The sequence below is a fragment of the Commensalibacter melissae genome, assembly GCF_009734185.1.
Classification (GTDB): domain Bacteria; phylum Pseudomonadota; class Alphaproteobacteria; order Acetobacterales; family Acetobacteraceae; genus Commensalibacter; species Commensalibacter melissae.
On record NZ_CP046393.1, the window covers coordinates 1,662,867 to 1,687,045 of the forward strand.

The following is a 24,179-nucleotide window of genomic DNA, read 5'->3' on the forward strand; positions in this document are numbered from 1 at the left end:
TATATCAACCTTGAATGTATCTGATAATACCCCCATTTCACTCATTCTGTTTTTACAATTTCCCACAAAACCTTCATTTATTTAACAAAATCCACTTTGTTATATAGTTGATTTTTTGTTTAGATTTATAACCTACGTTTCGGATTCCTATATGCCATTTACTCAAATTCATTCCTCCCTTGCAAAAGCTATAGAAAATAAAGGCTATACAGCCTTGACTGCTGTTCAACAGGCTGTTCTTGAACAACAGAATAATGAACAAGATTTACTTGTATCTGCTCAAACCGGTTCAGGTAAAACCGTGGCTTATGGAATTGCCATGGCAACAACATTACTTGCTAATAAAGATCAGTTTGCTGCTGCAAAATTACCGCTAGCCCTGATTATCGCTCCCACTCGCGAATTAGCGTTACAAGTTCACCAAGAATTATCCTGGCTATATACAAATACCAAGGCCAAGATTGTAACCTGTATTGGCGGAATGAATGTTCGTAAAGAAGCTTATGCACTGGAAAAAGGCTGTCATATCGTTGTGGGAACACCCGGACGACTTTGTGATCACGTACGGCATAATCATCTTGATCTATCTGGCCTGGACACAATTGTTCTTGATGAAGCAGATGAAATGTTGGACTTGGGTTTTCGTGATGAACTGGAGGAATTATTATCCGCATGTCCATCAAATCATAGAACCCTGCTTTTTTCTGCAACCATTGACAAAGATATTGAAAACCTGGCCCGACGATATCAGAAAAAAGCATTGAGAATTAATACAGTTCCCACCAATCAGCATAGAGACATTGAATATCACGCTTCTTTGATTCACCCAAAGGAGGTTGATAACGCCGTTATTAATTATTTACGTTTTATTGACAGCCCCACAGCAATGGTTTTCTGTGCCACCCGAGAACTCGTTCGTCATATGCAATCAACTTTGATTGAACGGGGTTTTTCATGTGTTGCCCTTTCTGGCGATCTTGGACAGGAAGAACGAAATCATGCCATTAAAAGTCTTCGTTCTGGTCAAATACGAGTCTGTGTTGCCACTGATGTCGCTGCCCGTGGTTTGGATCTGCCCACTCTGGATCTTGTCATTCATGCTAGCCTTCCAACCAATTCCGCCACCTTATTGCATCGTTCAGGAAGGACTGGACGTGCCGGAAGAAAAGGTCGGTGCGTGTTAATTGTTCCTTCAAATCAACGCAATCGTGCCGAACGCCTATTGGCTCACGCTAAAGTAACAGCAAGTTGGGAAAACCCGCCTGATATGATGGCCATCCGTGAAAAGGATAACCAGCGTCTTCTTTCCAATCCTGTACTTTTAAGCAGCAAGGATATTATGGAAGAAGATCAACCTTTGATTCAGCAGTTGATTGAACAGTTCAATCTTAATGAACTTGCGAATGCTGTCATTTCATTTTATCGTTCAATTATTCCTAATCCCGAGGAAATTACAAACATATCCCTGCAGAAACAGCGCTCCGCCCCTTACAATAAGGAAAATAGAAGACAAAAATCATCAGAAAAATACGCATTTACAAACGGGGTCTGGTATGAAATTCCAGTTGGTCGAAATGAAAAAGCAGATCCTAAATGGCTTATTCCAACCATTTGCAAATCTGGTAATATCCAGAAAAAAGATATTGGAAATATTCGTATTTTTGATAACGCCACAAAATTCGAGATTTCCTCGGAAAAAAAAGATATTTTTAACAAAAATATTGCAAATGACAAATCCGTAAACATTTACCAAACGTCAGCCCCGTCTATTGGGGAAGGTGATAAAAAACCGGATTACAGGCGCAAAAGAAAAAATGGGTCGGATTTAAAAAAAACAAGAACCAGAAAGAAAACCGATTTTAAATACAAAGATAAATCGGGTCCATCATCTTCATCAAGAAAACGCAAAAAATAAATAAAGGGGCTTATGCCCCTTTACCAAATTCGTGTCACAAATTAAAAATTTAATTTGAAAATGGATGTGTCAAATCATGTATATCCTGTTTTGTATTATTTTTTAAATCTTTCCATTCCTGACGTCTTTGTTCCTGACGATATTTCATTTCTCTTCTGGGTTCATTCAGACGATCCTTGAAATCCTGCTTTTGTTGATTCCAACGTTCTCTCTGATCCCTTTGATAATCCCTATAACGATCCATACGTTCCTGTGCTTCTCTTCTGGGTTCATTCAGACGATCCTTGAAATCCTGTCTTTGTTGATTCCAACGTTCTCTCTGATCCCTTTGATAATCCCTATAACGATCCATACGTTCCTGTGCTTCTCTTTTGGGTCCATTCAGACGATCCTTGAAATCCTGTCTTTGTTGATCCCAGCGTGCTCTCTGATCCCTTTGATAATCCCTATAACGATCCATACGTTCCTGGTTTTGCTGCATACGATCGCGAATTGCCTGATTATGCTGTGTAACACGGTTATGAAAATTATCTTCCTTTTGTTGCAAATTCTGTATTACATCCTGAGCATGAACCTGAGAGACCAAATTCCCCATCATAAATACACTTAAAAAACTTGCAGAGATAATTAAACGTTTTGACAACATTTTCTTTCCTTCTTTATGAATCTAATCATCTTAAATCAAAACAAAATTCGGGCTATATTAAGGCATTAATGTAACAATAAATATCATAAACAGCTCCTGAACTGAATGAAACAAAAGGATGAAAAGTTATTAAATACCATCAAACCGATCCATAGCCGATGTTACATGTTTATTGTCATTTCACGAAATTGACAATAAAACCGCTTCCAACCTTTGCCAATCTGCTTGCCTGTATAACAATCCAAAACGCAACCAATTGGGATTATAATCAAATTTGCGTACCCAAATCCCATGAGAGGCCAAATGTTTCCATATATCATTCGCAGACCGATGATAAAATAAGCGAAATAAAAGCGTCCCACCCACAAGATTAAAGGAATGACTTTGCAAAAAAGCATCCAGACGTTTTTGTTGAATTCTCAATTTTTTTTCAGTTTCAATTTTCCACAAACCATCTTGTAAGGCCTCAGCAGCTATATGCAAGGCGGGTCCATTTACAGGCCATAAACCAAGCATATATCGTATTCTTTGAACAATTTCAGGTGAAGCCAGCAAAAATCCAACCCTTAACCCAGCCAAACCAAAAGTCTTTCCAAAAGATCGCAATACCAACAATCCTGGTGAAGGTAATAAATAAGCCATACTCTGCCCTGAAAAATCCATATAAGCTTCATCAAGGATAAGATGATTACCGGATGCACTCCATTTTTTTATCAGGGACTCTAACCTGGCCATATCAATTTTCCGACCATCTGGATTATTTGGATTACAAATAACCCCCACTACATTTTTTTGGAGGCAAAGCGTCTCAAAATCTTCAAAATTAACGACCCGTGTTACTTTTACCCCAGCCTGCCACCAAGATGAAATATACTCTTCATAGGTGGGATATAAAACATAAACCTCTTTTGCATTAAGCACAGTCGGCATTAACGATATCAAGATTTGGGTACCAGGCGCAAGCGCAACACAAGATTTATTCTTGCAACCATAATAGTCTGCAGCAATCTGCCGCAAATTTTCTTCATGAGAATAAGAGGGCAATTTTTCATATAAAGATATATCTAAAGAGGAAAATGGATAGCTGTAAGGGTTAATTCCTGTTGATAAATCCAGCCATGATCCCGTAACCTCCGGAAAAAGCTTTTTCGCTTGGTCAAGGTTCCCCCCATGTTGAATATTCATATATTTATCTATATCCACTTTATTTAATTTATAGTTAAAACCATCTAAATTATGAAAATATCAATAAATCCACATGGCAGATTATGACAATTTAAATGATAAAGATTTTAAACATATTTTACAGAAAACGTAATATTGAAATCATGATTATTGCGCTCATGATTGACATGATATGGGGCGATCCAGAGAAAATTTATAAAAAAATTCCGCATCCGATATGTTATGTTGGAAAATTAATTTACTTTCTGGAACTTAAGCTCAATAAAAAAAATAAAAATGCAAATATTCAGAAAAGAAATGGTTTCATCACTTTATTTTTTAACTTTCTAGTCCCGGGATTAATAGCCCATCTTTTCCAAAAATTTGTATTTGCCTTTTTTCGTCCGTCTTTAGCAACTTTTTTATCAGGGATTTTAGGCAGTATTTTCATTGCACATCGCTCACTTTACGAACATGTTCACGCAGTTAGGGAAAAAATTGATCAAAATGATCTGGCAGGTGCTCGTATTGCGTTGAGTCACATTGTTGGAAGAAAAACAGATAATCTCAATATGTCGGAAATCTGTTGTGCAACCATTGAAAGTTTGGCTGAAAATTTTTCGGATGGTGTAATATCTCCTGTTTTTTGGGGATATATTGGAGGATTACCCGGACTACTTGTTTTTAAATCAATTAATACTGCAGATAGCATGATCGGGCATTTAACAGAGCAATATCGGAATTTCGGCTACGCTTCAGCCAAAATGGATGATTACATGAACCTTGTTCCAGCACGACTATCCGCCCTTCTGATTTTACTTACAAATCCTAAAAAATTATTCCATAATCTAAAACCCGTTTGTAAAGATGCGCGAAAACACAATTCACCCAACGCTGGATGGCCAGAAGCAGCCATGGCTTACACTCTTAATATTCAGTTATTATGTCCACGCCACTATAAAGACCATATTGTTGAATCCCCACGAATAGGCCGAGAACGTAGTCAATTATATTCCGAGGATATTTGTAAAGCCTGTAAAATTTATTATTATGCAAGTTTTATAAAATTAGTTGTTTTAATAGCATTATACAAAATAATGACGTATTTTAAATAAATAATAAAGGATTTTATATTGCTAAATTATAATTACATATGATATAAATGTTCAGGTTTTTTAGAAAAAATAATTATATTAATATTTTATATTTATTAAATCGATAAAACCCTACTTGCAGAGATTATTATAATCTCTCAAACCACCTAGCTACTTAACTTTATACTTAACCTTCTCAAATATTTGAGGAGGTTCTTTTTATACGATAATAATAATTATTACAACGAAATTAAATTGTCAACTAAAATATTATCATTTATGAAATTCGCCCAATTATTCATCACCGAATCAAGCTGTTGTTCATACAATATTCCATCTCCTGATGAACCGAAATATGACAATAAATAATCCCTTACTTCATCACAATGAAAAATTCCGTGAAGATAGGTTCCAATCACTTGCCCATTGTCAGAAATGGCTCCCTCAACCCGAGAATCATCCAAATAGGCAAAAGGCTTGTAGGTGCCATGATGTTTTGTCTGCCCTACATGCATTTCATAGCCTTCGCAGTCAATATCTTTTAAAGCCAAATGACCTTTAACCGCCTCTAATTTTTTTTCTGAGGACAGAATCGTGTCACTTTTAAAAAAACCCAGCCCCTTTATCCGACCATTACTCGATTCTTCAATGCCTAAAGGATCAAGAATCTGTTGTCCCAACATTTGATAGCCGCCACAAATTCCAAAAACATATCCCCCTCTCCTGACATGCGCCTTTATATCGATATCCCAACCAGTTTGATATAGAGTATTCAAATCTGAAATAGTATTTTTCGATCCGGGAATAATTATCACTTTGGTAAAAGCCGGGACAACTGATCCCGGAGAAATAAATTCAAGCAGAATATGCGGCTCATTTTTCAGAGGATCAAAATCATCAAAATTTGCAATATTTGGCAACAATAAAACAGAAATATGCAACTTGCCATATTGATATGATGATTTATCTGCTTTTAAGTCTGCGGCATCCTCAGCAGGCAATTTTCTCAATTCATCAAAAAAAGGCAACAAACCGCAATTTTTCCATCCTGTCTTATGGCTTATCCACTCCATTGTTTCCGTAAATAGGGAGGGATCCCCACGCATTTTGTTTACGATAAACCCTTTAACCAATTTTAAATCATTTGGCGGTAAAATTTTATGCGTTCCAATCAAACTGGCAATAACACCACCACGATCAATATCACCAATTAATATAATAGGTGCTTTCACAGCCTGCGCAAACCCCATATTGGCAATATCGTTTTTCCGTAAATTTATTTCAGAGGCGGATCCAGCCCCCTCGATTAATATGATATCTGCTTTCCGTTTTAATAAATTAAAGCTTTCCGTAACATAGTCCAATAATTGCGGCTTAATTTCCTGATATTCCCTTGCCGATGCCTGCCCCCATATTTTGCCCTGAACAACTATCTGTGACCCTTGAACATTATGCGGCTTAAGCAAAACCGGATTCATATGAACAACAGGATCAACCCTACAAGCAAAAGCTTGCAAAGCCTGTGCCCGTCCAATCTCACCCCCGTCTACCGTTACCGCCGCATTGTTCGACATATTCTGTGGTTTAAAAGGTAAAACATTATATCCTTTATTTGTCAGGGCCCTTGCAATTCCAGCAACCAGAACCGATTTTCCCACGCTTGAACCTGTTCCCTGAAACATCAGGATTTTAGCCATTAGTACTCTATCCCTTTTTGTGCCTTGATACCAGCATTGAATGGATGTTTGATTAATTTCATTTCTGTGACCATATCTGCTGCATCAATAAGCTTTTGGGAAGCATTGCGACCTGTTATAACAACATGCTGCATTTTGGGGCGCTGTTGTAAATCCCTTATAATCTGGTCAGGGTCAAGATAATTGTAACGTAGAGCTATATTCAATTCATCCAAGACAATCAGCGATATATCTTCACGGTTCAAATAGTCCAACGCCAACGACCAGGCCGCCTGACAGGATTCAATATCCTTTTGTTTATCTTGGGTGTTCCAGGTAAAACCTTTACCTAAAGTATGCCATTCAAGCAAATCAGGAAAAAATTCAACCATTCTTTGCTCACCCGTTTTCCACTCAGGTGCTTTGATAAATTGAATAACAACACTTTTAAATCCGTAACTCAAATGACGAAACAAAAGACCGAAAGCAGCCGTTGACTTGCCTTTTCCCGTTCCGGTATGCACCATCAACAGCCCTTTTTCTTCTGTCTTGGAGGCAACAATGGTTTTTTGCAATTGTTGCCTTTTTTGCATTTTTCGTTTGTGATGAAGCGCATCATCATTCATATCAATTTTCCTGTTTCAACTAAATTTTAATATTCAGGGGACATCCGGCAACAACCATCGTAAATTTATGAGCAATGGCTGCCATTTTCTGATGTAAAATTCCCGCTTCGTTAATAAATTTTCTCGCTAACGCATTATCTGGAACAATACCCTGTCCAACCTCATTACTGACAATAATAATATTTCCATGAAATGTCGTTAATGCGGAAAGAAATTTATCAGTCTCCTCTTTTATATTTCGGTTATCCATTAATAAATTGGTCAACCATAAAGTTAGGCAATCGACCAGAATTGAATGAACATTATTCGTATTTATAATATCTGCAAGATTGATGGATTCCTCTATGGTTTGCCATCCCTGTCCTCTTCTTTTCTGATGAACGGCAATTTTTTCCTGCATTTCATGATCCATGCAACGCGCCGTTGCAAGATAAATCCACGGTGCCGGATAAAGCATAACCTGATTTTCGGCAAATCTGCTTTTCCCCGATTTCGCCCCACCCAATACAAAATGAATCATGATTCCATTACTTTTTGTAAATATACCTTTCTTCTAAAAAGATATACCATATTCGTACACGTATCACCTGCTTAAACCCCTTGTAAAAAGGAAAAACTATGAAACCTCAAATTCTCCAATTAGTACCTGTCTGCAAAAAATTCCAGGAACAAATCAATACTCGATTCACCAATCATATTAGCCTTAATAAATTGCCTGATTCTCCTGAAATTCTCAAAAAAATCGAGGCTGTAATTACAAATGGTGTTATTGGTGCTCCATCAGATATGCTGGATCAACTTCCTAATCTAAAACTCGTGACAGTGCATGGGGTGGGATATGACAATGTTGACTTGCAGAAATTAAAAGAACGTCAAATCAAACTAAGTATTGCTACAAATGCACCAACTCAGGACGTGGCAGACATGGCAATCGCATTATTATTGGATGTATCCCGTCAAATAACCCTGCGTGACCAATATGTACGCAAAAATGAATGGGAAAAAGGAAACTATCCTTATCAAGGAAGTTCCATTTCCAATAAGAAAATAGGAATCATGGGAATGGGTCATATTGGTCAGGCCATTGCCCAACGTTTACATGCATTTGATAATGAAATTGCCTACACAGCAAGACATCAGCGTCCTGAAGTAAAATGGAAATTTATTCCCTCCTTGATCGAATTGGCCAAAATATCAGATATCCTAATAATTGCCGCCAGCGGTGGTCCCTCATCAAAACACGCTGTTAATCGCGAAATACTTGAAGCACTTGGTGAAAGAGGGTTCGTCATTAATATCGGGCGCGGCAGTATCATTGATGAAAATGCATTGATAGACTGTCTGAAAAACAAAAAAATAGCTGGAGTCGGACTGGATGTTTTTGAACATGAACCTCATGTTCCAGAAACCTTACGTTTGTTAAAAAATGTTATCATGACCCCTCATTCAGCAGGCGCGACTTATGAAACCTCAAAACGTATCGGCGCAAAAATCCTAAATTCCCTGGAATGTTTTTTTAAAGGTGAAAACCTCCCTGATGAAGTGCATTTTTAAAAATCAATTTTTCAAAAATTGAAGAAATACAAAAACATGTAACTCAACTCTATCTAATGTTCACTCTTTCCTGACCCTGTTCTTTAATGGATCAGGAAAGATATCCCTCTTCCCATAATTATTTTCAAGTTAGCATTTAGGTTTGGCTAGGCATTTTCTACAAATAAATATTTTTTTCAACACCTCCATACCTTTTCACCCAACTTCTCTTGGACACATCCATCCACTCAATCACCAATTCCACCTCTGTTCGATTATTTTCGATTAACCGGGCATTCGGTTCATCCGTTTGTTCAACCCAGGTCTTTGCCTCTTTAGGCGTACGACCGAAATAGCAATGCCGATTGATTAAACGTTGCTGCCGTTCCTGTTGAGGTGCCATAACAAACCATTTCTCATCAAACAATTCAACCAGATTTTGCCAGTCCCCTTGTGTCAAACATAAATAATTACCCTCGGTAATGATCAACTCTGTTTCAGGAAAAACGGGAATGGAACCGGCAATTGCCTCTTCAATGGTTCGATCAAATTCCGGGGCATAAATGACTTCATCATGCTTTTGATTTCTCAGTCTCTGAAGTAAGGCAAAATAGCCTTTCACATCAAATGTATCCGGTGCCCCTTTACGTTCTTTACGACCCAATCTTTCCAATTCTTTATTTGCCAAATGAAAACCGTCCATCGGAACAAGAACCGAGCAGTCTGGTAAGGCTTGCTGCAAAAGACGGGCAACCGTTGACTTTCCCGATCCTGGAGCACCTGCGATGGCCAAAATTTTACGCATTCCCTCTGCACAAAGCGCCTTTGCCCTTTCTACATAAGAAACAGGCAAAATTAAGTCTTCCAATGGTGTCTCACTTTTATACTGCATTTCAACCTATTCTATCAAAACAAGGAATCTCATAATATTTAATAATATATCGTGACGTTGTATTTCAACAAACGTCTCTTGCCTTGGTTTTGTAAAAATCGTAAATTCAATCTTTCACAACAATTTATGTAATTTCCGATTAAAGGTTTTTTATGCAACCCTCTCGCATCCCGGCAACCATTATTACAGGTTTTCTTGGTTCAGGAAAAACAACCCTATTGCGTTCAATCATGAAAAAAAACGTCAATAAGCGAATAGCCATTATAGTTAACGAATTCGGCTCTCTGGGTATTGATGGTGAGATCCTAAAAAAATGTGCTGTTCCAGGATGTGAGGAGGAAAATATTGTTGAACTGGCAAATGGATGTATCTGCTGCACAGTTGCGGATGAATTTCTACCAACAATGGAGTCATTATTAAACCGTCCGTCTCCACCTCAACACATCATTATAGAGACATCCGGACTGGCATTACCAAAACCTTTAATCAAGGCGTTTAACTGGCCTGATATCAAAACCAAAATGACTGTTGATGGTGTGGTTACTGTTGTGGATTCCCCCGCTGTTATTGCTGGACGTTTCGCGGATGACCCAGAAAAAATCGCTCAACAACGTCAGGCTGATCCATCACTCGATCATGACAATCCCCTGCAGGAAGTTTTTGAAGATCAGCTTAACTCCGCAGATCTTGTCCTTCTCAATAAGGTGGATCTCATTACCTCAGAACAGCTTGAGTATCTAACTGATGAAATTAAAAAACAAATTCCAAAAGCCGTGAAAATTCTGCCTCTTTCACACGGAAAAATCGAGCCAGAAGTGATCCTGGGTATTCACGCCGAGGCTGAAAATGATTTACAGACACGTCCCTCTCATCATGATAGTGTGGATGAAGATCATGAACATGATGACTTTACAAGTTTTGTTGTCGATATTCCTCCAGTATCGAGTCCAAAAGCCTTGGAAAACAAACTCCTTCAACTCACAAACCTGCACGATATACTACGCATTAAGGGTTATATCCAAATTATCGATAAACCGATGCGCCTTGAAATACACGGGGTTGGGGAACGCTTTAGTTATCATTTTGACCGTCCATGGTATCAAGATGAACATCCTCAAGGAAAATTAATCATCATTGGACAGAAAAGCATCAATCAAAAGGCCATTCAGGCAGCCTTGGAAACACAAATTTAATAATGCATATCCTGGTTCGAGAAATTACAAGTCTGGATGAACAGGCACCGGCTGAAGATTTGCAACATGAACCAGCCGATATTGTCTTTCTGTCCTTTTCCGATAATGACCTGAATGTGATGGCGAATTGCATAGCGCAGCAACCTGAAAATTCTCCATCAATACAGCTAGTTTCTCTTAACCGTCTTCGTCATCCAATGTCTGTCGACCTCTATCTGGATCAGACAATCAGCAAGTCCAAATTCATAATTTTAAGATTATTAGGAGGAATTGAGGCATGGCGCTATGGTACGGAAGAAATCCACAACTTATGTCAGTCCTATCACATTCCCCTAGCCATTATTTCTGGTGAAAATTATGAAAATCCCCATCTTGATAATCTTTCCACTATTCCCAGAAACCTGTTAAATCAATTCAAGGAGCTGTTCCTAGCTGGTGGAAAAGAAAATTACAGTCACATCCTAAATCTTGCCGCCCATCATCTTGACCATAAAATAGGGCAATCAATTACCCCACACATTTTACCGATGGTTGGGGAATATCCCTTACCTTATCCATTTCATGCCCATCAAAATCTAGCGGTAATATTGTTTTACCGCTCTCATTTGCTGGCCAACAATATCAAACCTATTCTTTCCCTCGCACAATCCTTATTCAGAAAAAGCATAAATATCAAGGCTGTTTATCTAACCTCTCTAAAAGACCCAGAAATTTCCCATTGGATTGGACAATATCTCTACCAAAATCACCCAACAATAATTTTAAACGCCACATATTTTTCTATACAGCAAGATTATAATCATTCCCTTTTTAGAACATTTAATGTGCCAGTCCTGCAAATTCTTCAGCCTAGTAACAGTAAACATTTATGGAAAAAAAGTTTTCGTGGCCTATCCCAAACCGATCTTGCCATCCAGGTTGTTTTACCTGAACTTGACGGTAAAATCTCGACAACTGCCATAGGATTTAAAAAAGAGAAAAATAACCAAACACGGTATGAACCTTATCAAAAAGGAATAGATCTCGTTACAAACCGTGTTAACGGATGGGTTAATTTAAGAAAAAAAAACAATCATGACAAGAAAATTGCTATTATCCTTTCAAATTACCCGGGTGTCAGCGGACAAGAAGGGCATGCCGTCGGTTTGGACAGCTTTGCCAGTCTTGAACATATTTTACAATGGTTGAAAAAGAATGGATATCAAACAGGATCCGTAATTCCCGACTGTAAAAATTTAATCCAGATTTTATGTCAGTCAGGTACCAGGGCCACTTTATCCCTGACTGATTATAAACAATATTTTTCCACACTTTCGACGACATTCAGAGAAAGAGTTTTGGCATACTGGCCAGAATTTGAAAAAGATGAAACGCTGCAAAAAGAAAATTTTACCATACGATATATTCAATTAGGCCATATCATCTGCGCGATCCAGCCTGAAAGAGCTGATTCAAAAAATCATAAAAACACTTATCATGATCCAGATATTCCACCATGCCATGGTTATATCGCTTTCTATTTATGGTTACGCCATCATGAATCCATTGATGCCATCATTCATCTGGGAACACATGGTACACTGGAATGGCTACCAAGCAAGGCAACCGCAATTTCCGATCATTGTTCCCCTGCTGTGTTGCTAGGGGGCTTACCCGTCATCTATCCCTTTATTGTTAACAATCCAGGTGAGGCAGCCTGCGCAAAAAGACGTCTCGGTGCTGTTACCATCGGACACTTAACGCCTCCTGTCAATAAGACAATCCTTAGCGGCGATGCCGCAGAACTAGAACGGTTAATCGATGATTATGCTGAAGCTGATGGTTTGGACCATCGACGCAGCAAACTTCTTCTCGGGACTATTCTGGATAAAGCAGAATCCTGCGGTTTATTGGCTGAAACAGGCATCAACCGCAAGGAAAGCGGAGATGAGGTCGCCCTGAACCATCTGGATGCCTATTTATGTGATGTCAAGGATTTGCAAATACGGGAAGGGTTACATATTTTTGGTAAACCTCCAATTCAATTCCAGCATCTTCTAGAAACAATAAAACATTATGCCCCCGATAAAATATCAGAGATTGAATCAAATCTTTACCAATGTGCCGAGCATGAAAAACAATCTCTCCTAAACGCTTTGAATGGAGAGTTTATTCAGCCTGGCCCTGCTGGGGCACCCACAAGAGGAAAACTGGATGTTCTCCCAACCGGACGTAATCTGTATACGGTTGATCCACGTGGTATTCCCACTCGTACTGCCTATCTTCTGGCAGAAAAGATGGCAGGACAGCTTTTGCTGAAATTTATACAGGAAAATGGTGATCACCTGCGACATATTGTTATTGATTTATGGGGAAGCACCAATCTTAGAACAGGCGGTGAGGACTTGGCTCTGGCTTATATTCTCATGGGGGTCAAACCCATCTGGGATACAAGTTCAAATCGTGTTACTTCAATTGAAATCATCCCATTGGCAAAGTTGAACCGACCGCGCGTCGACGTAACACTCCGCATTTCAGGATTTTTCCGTGATGCGTTTGAAGATCAGATCACATTGTTTGATCAAACGGTTAAAACCCTTGCCCAACGTGCCGAAGATAAAGATTGGAATTACTTGGCATATCTCTTTCAGAATACCCCCCCCGGAAGCCATCATTCCCGGCTTAACCGCATTTATGGTACAGCCCAACGTACATATGGAACGGGCATAGAATATGCCTTGAATACTGGAAATTGGCGTGAACAAGCGGAACTGGGCGAAAAATGGCTGGAAAATTCAGCATATAGTTATGGAAACGGGCAAGATGGCATTTACGATAAACAAGGGCTTTCAGAACGTTTAAAAACAACACAGGCTTTTTTTCACAGTCAAGACCATGCCGAAATTGACCTTCTGGATAGCGCTGATTACGCTGCCCATGAAGGTGGTTTTGCGGCAGCTGCAAAACTCTTTGACAATACACCCAACTTATATCACGGTGACACTTCAAAAGCAGAAAATCCAAAAATCCGTTTATTGGTTGAGGAAGTCAACCGTATAGTGCGTGGACGTGTTGCCAATCCCATGTGGATAAAGGCAATGATGAATCACTCCTATCGTGGAGCCGCGGAAATAGCCCGTTCTGTCGATGCACTTTTCAGTTTTTCAGCAACGCTTTCCCATTGTTTTGATCAACAGTTTGAACTCATCTTTGCAGCAACGCTTGGAAATGATACTGTTAACCGATTTTTACAAAATTCCAATCCAGCGGCAAAAAAATCCATTCAAAATCGCTTCAATGAATCCCTTAAACGTGGCTTGTGGCATCCAAAATCAAACAGCGTTTTCATGAAACTGGAAGAAAACGATGAATAATATACGTCGGGGATGGTGTCCATCGCTTTATCATCCTATGAAGACAGGAGATGGATGGTTATGTCGAGTTAAGCCTCCTTTTGCAAAATTAACCAGTCGACAGGCACGTTTTATTGCAAGATCAGCATCTGATTTGGGAAATGGCTTTATTAATTTATCACAAAAGGCCAATCTGCAACTACGGGGATTTACCCGGGAACATATCCAACAATTCATACCTTTAGTCAAAAATGAGAATCTATGCAGTCCCGATGCATTGGAAGAAGGTAAACGCAATATTCTTATTTCACCCTTGGCCGGTATCGACCCTTCTTGCCACCAAGATACCATGCGCTATGCCCAGTGTATACAACATGAAATCATTGAAAATGAGACTGTAAAATTTCTGACTGGCAAATTTAGTTTCGTTATTGACGGGGGCGGGTTATTCCCCTTAATCCGTCATCATGCCGATATTAATCTACGTATCCATCATGACCAATGGATTTTGCAATTAGGTCATGCGAAACAGGTAATACCCTGTAACTTGGATAATTGTGTCAAACTGCTTAAACAGATTTTGCAATTTTGCAATAAACACAATTATTTCCGCCTGCTTCATCAAGACTATGCTGATCAATTTATAAGGGAAAATTCATGTTCCAAACAATCCTATACCTATCCAACTTCAATTGAAAAACTTTCGATTGGTCAATTTCCACATGGTTATCATCTCGGCATTCCCTTTGGATTGCTTCATAATCAAGATTTAAGTCTACTGGCAGACATCTCTGATCAATATGGAAATTCCACCCTGCAGCTCACCCCCGATCGGACAATTATACTGCCCTATTGTTCAAACGCAGCTCATACCCATTTGAAATCATTTATTACCGATAAACAGGATCCTCGTTTAAATATCATCTTATGTCCGGGTAAACCCTATTGTCTTCAGGGAATGCAACCCGTGATGAAAGATGTTAAAAAACTTATACGCTTCTGGCATTCCAAACTACAGACACTGCATATATCTGGCTGTGCGAAAGGATGCGCATCTCCCCTGAAAAATCCTTTAACCCTGTGTGCAACCCCCAAGGGATATAATTTTATTTTACACGGCAGGGCAAATGATGAAAGCCTTTACAAAAATCTAGACTTGGAAGAAATCAGCGCTAAACTCATTACATATTCTGAAATGAAATAGGAAAAACATTCATGCCTCTTTATGACTATATCCATGATGGCAAGATTATTTATCAAAATTCCTTCGCAACCATTCGCAAAGAAGCTGACCTATCTAATTTTACAGAAGATGAAGCCAGAATTGCTGTCAGGGTTATCCATGCATGTGGACGGATCGAGATAACAAAAAATATCGTATTCAGTCCCGATTTTATTGAAAAAAGTGAACAGGCCCTGTTCATGGGTTCCATGATTTTTTGTGATTCAGAAATGGTTGCGCATGGAATTACTCGACGTAGACTGCCCGCCAATAATAAAATTATTTGCACCCTGAACCATCCCGATACAGTCAAGATTGCCCAAGATATAAAAAACACACGTTCAGCTGCTGCCATCCATTTATGGGGGGACACCCTGAAACAGGCGGTTGTGGTCATTGGTAATGCACCAACAGCCTTGTTTCATTTGATCAATTTATTAGACCAGAAGAAAATCCCCCAGCCTGCAGCAATTATCGGCGTCCCTGTAGGTTTTGTGGGTGCGGCTGAATCAAAACTGGCATTGCAAGAATGGGGAAAAATTCCATATATGATCATAACGGGCAGACAGGGTGGAAGCGCCATGGGTGTTGCCGCATTGAACGCTTTGGCCCAAAAACAGGAAATATAAAATGAAAGGCACATTATTTATATTGGGTATGGGACCGGGCGATCCTGAATTGGTGACAAAAAAAGCCGGACGCATTCTAAATTCCCTTTCTTTTATCGCTTATTTTTGTAAAAAAGGTGAAATGGGTCATGCACGTCAAATTGCCACACCATTCCTTATCCATGAATTAACAGAATTACGTTTTGAATACCCCTTGACTACAGAAATCCCTCATTATGCTCCTGAATATAAAGAAACGTTAGAAACATTTTATGATCACTGTGCCTATAAGATTCAAAAAAAACTCGATGAAGGACAAGATATAGGATTGTTATGTGAAGGCGATCCATTATTGTATGGATCTGCAATTTATATATTGGAAAGATTACAAGAACAATATACCATAGAGACCATTCCAGGCGTTATGGCAATGAATGGTTGCTGGAGCCGATTACATTTACCGATTGTTCGCAATGATCAAACCTTAACCATTTTGTCCGCGACTTTACCCCTCGACAAACTTTTGGTAAAATTGAACCAGTGTGAATCCATCGTCATCATGAAAATTGGCCGCAATCTTGCAAAGGTTAAAACCGCTTTAAAGCAGACCCATTTGCTTGAACAAGCAACCTATATTGAACGTGGCACCCAAAACCAGGAACGTATCTTGCCATTATCACAAATGCAGGATGAAAAAGCGCCCTATTTTTCACTGATCCTTATCGCCGGTAAGGAGAATTGAGATGACGGGACATCTATACATCATAGGCCTTGGTCCTGGAGATCCTGATTTACTGACGATTGAAGCATCAAAAATTTTGCCAACCTTAACAGACCTGATTGGCTATGGTCCTTACCTTGATCGCATCCCTGATAGACCATCTTTACGAAAACATAAATCAGATAATCGCGAAGAACTCGATCGTGCCGAACATGCGTTAACACTTGCCGGAAAAGGCTATAAGGTTGGGGTTGTCTCTTCAGGAGATGCCGGCGTTTTTGCCATGGCCAGTGCTATTTTTGAAACCATTGATCATGGAAAACCAATATGGAAAGAGATTGAAATAACTGTCTTACCAGGAATTTCCGCCATGTTTGCGGCTGCTGCAAGACTAGGGGCGCCTTTAGGTCATGATTTTTGCGCCATTTCCCTTTCCGATAACCTGAAACCTTGGAAACTTATTCTGCACCGTTTAAAGCTTGCGGCTCAGGCTGATTTTGTCATAGCCCTTTATAATGCCGTTTCCAAAGCGAGACCATGGCAACTTGATAAAGCTTTTGAATTATTGAAGGAAATTTTACCTCCCTATATTCCAGTGGCTTTTTGTCAGGCAATTTCCCGAAAAAACGAACATATTCACCTAACCACCCTGGGCGATGCCAAAGGTTCCATGGGAAATATGCAAACCCTGGTCTTGATTGGCAACCGTTATAGTCAATTAATTCCCCAGTCACGGGAAAATATACGTCCCTGGTTCTACACACCTCGTTCGATTATAACCGAATTTATCCCTGAAGATGACTCATCAACCATTGATAAGCCTTATCCGTAGTTGAAACAGAAGGAAGTTGAGGCATAACAGGTCTTTGAATCATGATCACAGGAATTGACAATTTTCTTGCCGCATCAATTTTCGCATAAACAGTCTGACCACCGGAGTTTTTCGTAACAATACATTCAATATGGTATTGTTTTAAAAAATCATATTCGCTTTGCACATCAAAAGGCCCTCTAGCAGTAATGACCTCGGCATGACTTGGCAAAACCGTATCATCAGGCTTATCAACACTTCTTATCCAATAATGATGCTGGATAATATTCTCTTTAAATAATAATATATCTTTACGACCGATAGTTAAAAATACCCTTAACGTTCTATGACCCAAAATTTTTACAGCTTCAGGAATTGAATTTACCTCATACCAATGATCACCATCCCGCTTCTGCCATGCCGGACGTTGCAAATTCAAAAAGGGAATTCCGCAAATCTTCGCTGCCTTCCAGGCATTATTAGTCATCTGTAGGGCAAAAGGATGTGTTGCATCAATTAGGAAATCTATTTGATTATTCTTTAACCACATTATCAATCCGGTGACACCACCAAACCCACCCACACGTGATATCACATTTCTGGGTAATACAGGATTTTTTGTCACACCTGCTAGAGAAAAAATAACTTCTATGGAATCATTATTTTGCAGACAGTGTACTAATTGGGAAGCCTCACTTGTGCCACCTAAAAGCAAAATCTTTTTTCTTTTTTGTCCCACTAAAGATACCTATAAAAATTTGTCATTACATAAATAGATTACATGATTTTTTCAATTACCCCAGCTATAATTCATTTCCGTTACCTGATAGAATTAATAAGTGATTTTTGTAAATAATATGACTTACCCTTTTCTTAGCATTATTGGTATTGGCGAAGATGGTATCAACTCCCTTTCCGATCAGGCTCGTAGATGTCTAAAAAACGCATCTTACGTTTTCGGTGGTAAGCGTCATTTGAGACTGGCAAACACCCTTATTCAAGGTCAAACAGAAATATGGTCGTCGCCCATTCAAGAATCCATAAACAAAATCAATAACCTTAAACCTGAATCAGTTGCAATTCTTGCGTCAGGTGACCCGTTCTGGTATGGGATTGGTCCTTTAGCCGTACAATCCTTGGCTATCAATGATTGGCAAAGTTTTCCTACCCTTTCATCCTATAGCCTTGCCTGCAACCGGTTAGGTTGGTCAGGACAAACCATTGAGACAATCTCCTTATGTGGTCGCTCATTGGAAACCTTGCGCCCAGCCTTAATACCAGGTCGTAGAACACTTATTTTATCCGAAAATGAATCAACACCTCATAACGTCAAGGCATATCTGGAAAAATGGCAAATCCCATATAAATTATTTTATATTCTTGAAGCACTTGGTGGACCGCGGGAACGGATACGTTCTTTTTTATTAAAAGAATCCCTGCCCGGAACAATTGACCCTTTAAACATGATTGCCCTTGAATTAGACCGGTTTGAAGGGCTTCCCTATTGCCATGGACGAAAAGATTCCTATTTTCGACATGATGGTCAATTAACAAAGCAATATATCCGCACGGCAACTTTATCAGCATTGCAACCTTTTCCTGGCGCTTTGTTATGGGATATTGGCACGGGATCCGGTTCCATTGCCATCGAATGGATGTTAACCCATCCCGGCTGTAAAGCCATTGCCATTGAATCACGTCATGATCGGGCTGTAAGAGCAAGGGAAAACGCATATAGTCTGGGTGTCCCATCCCTGAAAATCATTGAAGGCAAGGCCCCTGAAGTTTTAGATAAACTGCCACGTCCTGATGCCGTTTTTATCGGAGGTGGATTAACAGCACCTGATCTTTTAAAAACTGTATGGAGAAACCTTCATCCTTATGGACGGCTGGTTATTAATTCCGTAACGACCGAAAGCGATCAAATCCTTTTTCAGACTCAACAACAATTGGGCGGAACAATCAGCCGCCTTCAAATCCAGCATTATGAATCTTTAGGGAATTACCATGGTTTCAGACCCGACCGCACCATTACCCAATATTGCGTCATGCGCCTCCCCTGACACTTTATTAATTGGTCTAGGCAGTCAAAAAAAAACAAATGCCAAACATATATATTGTACACTGCAAGAAATTAAACGAAACTATCGGGCTTCTATTTATTTAATTGCTGCGCCTGCTTTTAAACAAAAAGATAGCACTTATCTAATCCTGCAACATCATTATAAACTACCCATTCAATTCATTGCATTGGACACGCTCAAAAATCTTCAGTCCCAATGTCAATCTTATTCAAACAGAATTTATGAACTAACCGGTTTTGGTGCTGTTTCAGAAGCCTGTCTTTTAGCCATTATGCACAAAAAAGATCATTTACTGATACGAAAGATGATTTATAAAGGAATTACCTTATCTTTAGCCTATAAAGGATCCTCAACACCATGACCGTCCATTTTATCGGGGCAGGCCCAGGGGCTGCTGACCTTATAACATTACGTGGGAAAAAGCTTTTGGAACAATGTCCAGTATGTCTTTACGCCGGATCTATTATTCCTAAAGATATTCTGAAATTTTGCTCTTTTGATACACAATTAATTGATTCGGCCCCACTAAATTTGGATCAGATTGAAGCTGAATTTGTAAAGGCAAATCAAGCGGGAAAAGATGTTGCCCGTTTACATTCAGGGGATCTCTCTGTTTATAGTGCTGTTGCCGAACAAATCCGCCGACTTGAAAAACACGTCATTCCCTATACACTTACACCCGGTGTACCCGCTTTTGCAGCCGCTGCTGCAATCATAAAAAAAGAATTGACTATTCCAACAATAGCACAATCCATTGTTTTAACACGCATTTCTGGACGTGCATCAGTAATGCCAGAAAAAGAAAAATTAGAAACCTATGCACAAACTGGCACTACACTGATTATTCATCTCGCCATTCATCGCATTGAAAAAATTGTTCAGCGTTTGGTTCCTTTTTATGGAAAAAATTGTCCAATCGTCATCGCTGCGCATGTAAGCTGGCCAAATGAAAAAATTATACAGGGAACATTGGCCACTATTTTAAAAAAAATAAACGCCAATCCAATCCAGCGTACTGCGTTAATTATGGTTGGTCCTGCTATGGATAGTAAAAACCATATGGAAAGTGCCCTATATAATGTTAACTATCAACGTCGTTTTAAAAATCAATAATATTTATTCTATTCAATAAATATTAAAACCTTTTTCGATCATTTTTCAGTCCTTTGATTTTTATCACGTGTAATTATAAAAAAACAATTCATTCAGAATGAAACCATTTTTTAAAACATATCACTTACCATTACCAACATTAATTCCAGTTATTGTGAACAGTAAATGCATTAAAAAAAATTTTAACAAACCTATTTTCATACAAAAATAATTTGTGACAAGAAATTGCAAGATTTAACCCAGCAATCTGGATTCATATTACCCCTGAAATCGTATTCAGGAACTAAAAAAAATCATAATAATATATTATCTCAAACTAACAACATATTTCGTTGAATCACATTCCCATACAATACTTTATGAAAAATTGAGTTAAACACCTTCGATCCTAAAACACTTAATCAAAATGCATAACATAAAAAAGGCACGACTAATAACCTTAACACATGTCAAAATTATTTTAATTAATTATTAAGAATTAGGTAAAACAAATATATAAAATTTATCTTTACCTATTCTTGAAATTAACTTGATATAAAATTTAGTTCTAAATTTTTACCTTTCTTTTCAATAAAGTATTCCAATATTCTTTAGTGGTTGTTTTTTTTCTAAATTGCAGCATTTGTTCCCTAAACTTACTTTGTTGCAAAAAGATATATAAATAATTTTTAATAAAAAACATAATATAAAAAATTAAATGTTTTCTCTCAAAAAAATGTTTCTCACCACATTGTTTATGAAAATCATATACAATTACTTCACGTTTTCTTATAAAATCAGAAGGTCTACGATTAAATCCTTTTTGTGAAACACCTTGTTCAGAAGGTGAAAGAATAAAATTCAATAAAAATAACAAAATCTTTTTTCTTAACCTGATATGCGTATATTGATTTTCATAATAAACAAACCCTTCTACACTACTTTTCTTTTTAACAGAATTATAAACATTGACAATTCTTTGATGATTTTCATATGGATTTGCTTCATATCTACCTGAAATAAAATCCTCAACAGCCATCATATTCATTTTTAAGGCTACATAATTCCAAGTCGTAATATTTCTAATGAATTTATTACGAAAAAAACGCATGCCAAATTCGATTAAATTTTGAGGCGTAGAAAATGAAAAAATCAATACATTACGCAGGAGATAGTAATCTTCCATAATTTCAGAGTATTTTTTGTAAAAAGGCTCATGCCAAACACAAATTCCAGGCAATGACAATATTTTAGCATTACAACGTCGAGAAAATTCGATATCATCACCACGGATAAAAATTGGCAACGGCATTCCATAATCTTTTAAATGCTGGGTTGAAAATGCACAAAACCACCAACCAGCAACACCATTAACCAATCCACAAGTCGCATTTTGTAAAATTTCCCCATACAAACGCAGGTCTTGACAATGACCCTGATGATGCATGCCATAATTGTCAATGATTGTATTTCTTTCATATTGCAACCATTTTTCATCTAAAGAAAACATGGAGCCAGAAAGAAAAATATTCTTATATTTACTGGCTATAAAACTATAAAAAGCATAAGTTCTAAATACGGACTCAAAATTTAACTCGATATCATCATCCATGAATATAATATGAGTACAGCCCATCTCAGAGGCCATTAATGCAGCTCTTGTAAAACCGCCCGCCCCACCATAATTATCGCTATTTTCCAAATGAATTATATCATTATTTTTTATATTTATTTTTTTTCCATTATTAGAAATAAAAATTAAACTATTTATTTGTGAATTAACAATACCTTCATGAATTTTCTTAACATTTTTTGTTATATAATTTTCTCTATTATATGTACAAAAACAACATCCTAATTTTACATCCTGTGTCGGTTCATCTTTGGTATAAAAAAATATTTTTTTCAAAACAACAACATCTTCACATGAAGCCAATCGACAATAAACAGCGTCATATTTTGACCAGTTTTCAATTGTTAAATTCACTTCATTAGTAAAATAATGCGATAGTAAGTTAACTTCATAGGAATGTGCCAATTCTTGTTTAATCCCATATACTTCTATCTTTGCTTTACCTTTTACAACCACCCCAACATTTAAATCTTTAATATTCGTATACTTAACATATTGTTTGGAAGGAAAGATATTATAATAAGTGTTAAAAGACACATGTGAAAAAGCATCAATATAAATATTACCATCCTGTATAACAACATCTTTTGGGCATCTGAAAAAAATTTCATTTTCTGCAACATATGGAGTTTCTACGCCCCAAGAAAAATTATGTAATATGTGCTTTTCCATTAAAATTGTTCCTTTCTTTTTAAATCATAATTATTTAAAAAAATATCAAAAATCAATTTACTTTCTTATAAGAATAATTTTAAGCTCAATATAAAAATTTATTGTTTTTATATTTTTAAACACATTATTAGGGTTAATATAGTAATGATTTATGTTTCTTTGCTCGTTCATGAAAATATTGATGTAATCATTAATCAAATTGATAATTTAAACAAATTTTATTCTAACTGCATCATAATCATACATATTTCCAAAATTTCAAAAATAACAACAAATAATTTAAATGAAAAAATAAAAAATTTAAAAATCAAAAATGTTATTATCAATAATAACCAAACTGACACATCATGGGGAAATGTAATAGCAGGGCATATTGCCAATATTGAATATATTAAAAATATGAAAGAGAGAGGCATTATCGTATTTCATGCATCAAATGATATGCTTATTTCCAATAAAGTTGAAAATTACGTTTCTACCACAAAATCTGCCTATAATTTAAGATTGGTTTTACCCGGATCTTATTGGTGGCCTGCACATATGGTTTTACAGGATAAGATTTTCACTAACTTTGTTAACTCTTTTAATTCAGGCGCTATCTTTGCATCACAAATAGAAGGATCCTTTTATGAAACAGATGTTTTATTCGAAATTATAACCCTTATTAACAAACACAATTTGCTGGATACTAACTATCACTATACTAAAGAAGAAATATTTTTTTCAACGCTAGCTCATTGCATAGGATATCAACCCAATGGATTACCCTATATTTTTTCAGAAGTTCATGATTTTGATAGGATACTATGGAGTAAATTTACAAAAATAGACAATAACAAATTTCTTAATCCATTCATTAAGAATAAATTAAAAAAAATCTTAAATAATAAACTGTTTAAAAAAGGTGATTACAAAATTAATATTAAAACGGTTCTATCTCTCCTAAATAAAGATACAGATTTCCTTCAAAAAAAAGAATACCTTAATGATGGCAATTATATTTGGCAAATTTATGATAAAAACCATTTATATGGGGTTAAAAGAATTAATAGAAATATTTGTGATCCTGTCAGGAAGTTTATTTCTAATTTGTAATTAGATTACAATCTATCATTAAATCAACAGTGAATTTGATTATGATCATTAATTATTTTTTTTGATATAACTTTTATTTAACATCAATTAAGGTTAATGTATCGAAATATAAATCTTCATATATGTTCAAAATATTAAATTTTCATAAGATTTCTACATCAGTTTAACAA

General features: G+C 37.3%; 21 protein-coding genes. 13 read left to right on the top strand and 8 right to left on the bottom strand.

Annotation, left to right across the window (positions count from 1 at the left end; all coding sequences use genetic code 11):
* The first annotated feature begins 151 nt into the window (after positions 1–151).
* A complete protein-coding gene (locus tag GN303_RS07380; protein ID WP_110438509.1) occupies positions 152–1,915 on the top strand; it encodes a DEAD/DEAH box helicase in 1,764 nt (587 codons plus the stop codon).
* 49 nt (positions 1,916–1,964) lie between these two features.
* Here GN303_RS07380 and GN303_RS07385 read toward each other — a convergent pair whose 3' ends face one another.
* Together GN303_RS07385 and cobD are read right to left on the bottom strand one after the other, a co-directional pair.
* On the bottom strand, positions 1,965–2,561 hold the full coding sequence (locus tag GN303_RS07385) for a hypothetical protein (RefSeq protein ID WP_110438510.1): 597 nt from the start codon (positions 2,559–2,561) through the stop codon (positions 1,965–1,967).
* Between the two features lie 180 nt (positions 2,562–2,741).
* Positions 2,742–3,746, bottom strand: a complete 1,005-nt coding sequence (gene cobD / locus GN303_RS07390) for a threonine-phosphate decarboxylase CobD (protein ID WP_110438511.1) — start codon at positions 3,744–3,746, stop codon at positions 2,742–2,744.
* 95 nt (positions 3,747–3,841) lie between these two features.
* Between cobD and cbiB the strand changes: the two genes are divergently transcribed.
* Entirely contained in the window at positions 3,842–4,840 is a 999-nt protein-coding gene (gene cbiB / locus GN303_RS07395; RefSeq protein ID WP_110438512.1) for an adenosylcobinamide-phosphate synthase CbiB, read from the top strand.
* A 218-nt stretch (positions 4,841–5,058) separates the two neighbouring features.
* On the opposite strand, the gene GN303_RS07400 is transcribed toward cbiB, so the two are convergent.
* From GN303_RS07400 to cobU, 3 genes are read right to left on the bottom strand one after another with little or no spacing between them, the layout of a single operon-like run.
* Positions 5,059–6,516: a cobyric acid synthase gene (locus GN303_RS07400; RefSeq protein WP_110438513.1), complete on the bottom strand. Its 1,458-nt coding sequence runs from the start codon at positions 6,514–6,516 to the stop codon at positions 5,059–5,061.
* Positions 6,516–7,121, bottom strand: coding sequence for a cob(I)yrinic acid a,c-diamide adenosyltransferase (gene cobO, locus GN303_RS07405; RefSeq protein ID WP_110438514.1), 606 nt, complete (start codon positions 7,119–7,121; stop codon positions 6,516–6,518). Before cobO ends, GN303_RS07400 begins: the two co-directional genes overlap by 1 nt.
* 19 nt (positions 7,122–7,140) lie before the next feature.
* A complete protein-coding gene (gene cobU / locus GN303_RS07410; RefSeq protein WP_110438515.1) occupies positions 7,141–7,641 on the bottom strand; it encodes a bifunctional adenosylcobinamide kinase/adenosylcobinamide-phosphate guanylyltransferase in 501 nt (166 codons plus the stop codon).
* 98 nt (positions 7,642–7,739) lie between these two features.
* Here cobU and GN303_RS07415 point away from each other — a divergent pair, with 98 nt between their 5' ends.
* Positions 7,740–8,675: a 2-hydroxyacid dehydrogenase gene (locus tag GN303_RS07415; RefSeq protein ID WP_110438516.1), complete on the top strand. Its 936-nt coding sequence runs from the start codon at positions 7,740–7,742 to the stop codon at positions 8,673–8,675.
* A 157-nt stretch (positions 8,676–8,832) separates the two neighbouring features.
* Here GN303_RS07415 and GN303_RS07420 read toward each other — a convergent pair whose 3' ends face one another.
* Positions 8,833–9,546 carry a nucleoside/nucleotide kinase family protein gene (locus GN303_RS07420; RefSeq protein ID WP_110438517.1) on the bottom strand — a complete coding sequence of 238 codons (714 nt, stop codon included), beginning with the start codon at positions 9,544–9,546 and terminating at the stop codon, positions 8,833–8,835.
* A gap of 152 nt (positions 9,547–9,698) precedes the next feature.
* Here GN303_RS07420 and cobW point away from each other — a divergent pair, with 152 nt between their 5' ends.
* Genes cobW through cobJ form a run of 6 tightly spaced genes read left to right on the top strand, consistent with a single transcriptional unit; the run spans position 9,699 to position 17,454 of the window.
* Positions 9,699–10,739 (top strand): cobalamin biosynthesis protein CobW, encoded by a 1,041-nt coding sequence (cobW, locus tag GN303_RS07425; RefSeq protein ID WP_110438518.1) that lies wholly within the window; start codon positions 9,699–9,701, stop codon positions 10,737–10,739.
* Between the two features lie 2 nt (positions 10,740–10,741).
* A complete protein-coding gene (gene cobN / locus GN303_RS07430) occupies positions 10,742–14,092 on the top strand; it encodes a cobaltochelatase subunit CobN (RefSeq protein WP_110438519.1) in 3,351 nt (1,116 codons plus the stop codon).
* The gene (locus GN303_RS07435) at positions 14,085–15,275 is read left to right on the top strand and encodes a hypothetical protein (RefSeq protein ID WP_110438520.1); all 1,191 of its coding nucleotides are present in this window, start codon (positions 14,085–14,087) and stop codon (positions 15,273–15,275) included. Before cobN ends, GN303_RS07435 begins: the two co-directional genes overlap by 8 nt.
* 11 nt (positions 15,276–15,286) lie before the next feature.
* Entirely contained in the window at positions 15,287–15,922 is a 636-nt protein-coding gene (locus GN303_RS07440) for a precorrin-8X methylmutase (protein WP_110438521.1), read from the top strand.
* A gap of 1 nt (position 15,923) precedes the next feature.
* Positions 15,924–16,643 carry a precorrin-2 C(20)-methyltransferase gene (gene cobI, locus GN303_RS07445; RefSeq protein WP_110438522.1) on the top strand — a complete coding sequence of 240 codons (720 nt, stop codon included), beginning with the start codon at positions 15,924–15,926 and terminating at the stop codon, positions 16,641–16,643.
* Between the two features lies 1 nt (position 16,644).
* Positions 16,645–17,454, top strand: a complete 810-nt coding sequence (gene cobJ, locus GN303_RS07450; protein ID WP_110438523.1) for a precorrin-3B C(17)-methyltransferase — start codon at positions 16,645–16,647, stop codon at positions 17,452–17,454.
* Here the strand turns inward: cobJ and GN303_RS07455 are convergent.
* A complete protein-coding gene (locus GN303_RS07455) occupies positions 17,408–18,172 on the bottom strand; it encodes a cobalt-precorrin-6A reductase (protein ID WP_110438524.1) in 765 nt (254 codons plus the stop codon). The two genes, cobJ and GN303_RS07455, sit on opposite strands and share 47 nt — an antisense overlap.
* Before the next feature lie 118 nt (positions 18,173–18,290).
* Between GN303_RS07455 and cbiE the strand changes: the two genes are divergently transcribed.
* The 3 genes from cbiE to cobM are packed head-to-tail and all read left to right on the top strand — an operon-like array spanning position 18,291 to position 20,630.
* The gene (cbiE, locus tag GN303_RS07460; RefSeq protein ID WP_146206655.1) at positions 18,291–19,496 is read left to right on the top strand and encodes a precorrin-6y C5,15-methyltransferase (decarboxylating) subunit CbiE; all 1,206 of its coding nucleotides are present in this window, start codon (positions 18,291–18,293) and stop codon (positions 19,494–19,496) included.
* Positions 19,441–19,878 (top strand): cobalamin biosynthesis protein, encoded by a 438-nt coding sequence (locus GN303_RS07465; RefSeq protein ID WP_110438526.1) that lies wholly within the window; start codon positions 19,441–19,443, stop codon positions 19,876–19,878. The genes cbiE and GN303_RS07465 overlap by 56 nt, the downstream gene beginning before the upstream one ends.
* Complete coding sequence (gene cobM / locus GN303_RS07470; protein ID WP_110438527.1) at positions 19,875–20,630, top strand: precorrin-4 C(11)-methyltransferase; 756 nt, start codon at positions 19,875–19,877, stop codon at positions 20,628–20,630. The genes GN303_RS07465 and cobM overlap by 4 nt, the downstream gene beginning before the upstream one ends.
* Before the next feature lie 547 nt (positions 20,631–21,177).
* Here the strand turns inward: cobM and GN303_RS07475 are convergent.
* Entirely contained in the window at positions 21,178–22,914 is a 1,737-nt protein-coding gene (locus GN303_RS07475) for a glycosyltransferase family 2 protein (RefSeq protein WP_110438528.1), read from the bottom strand.
* Between the two features lie 144 nt (positions 22,915–23,058).
* On the opposite strand from GN303_RS07475, the gene GN303_RS07480 reads away from it, so the two are divergent.
* Positions 23,059–24,009, top strand: coding sequence for a hypothetical protein (locus GN303_RS07480; protein WP_110438529.1), 951 nt, complete (start codon positions 23,059–23,061; stop codon positions 24,007–24,009).
* Positions 24,010–24,179: the final 170 nt, after the last annotated feature.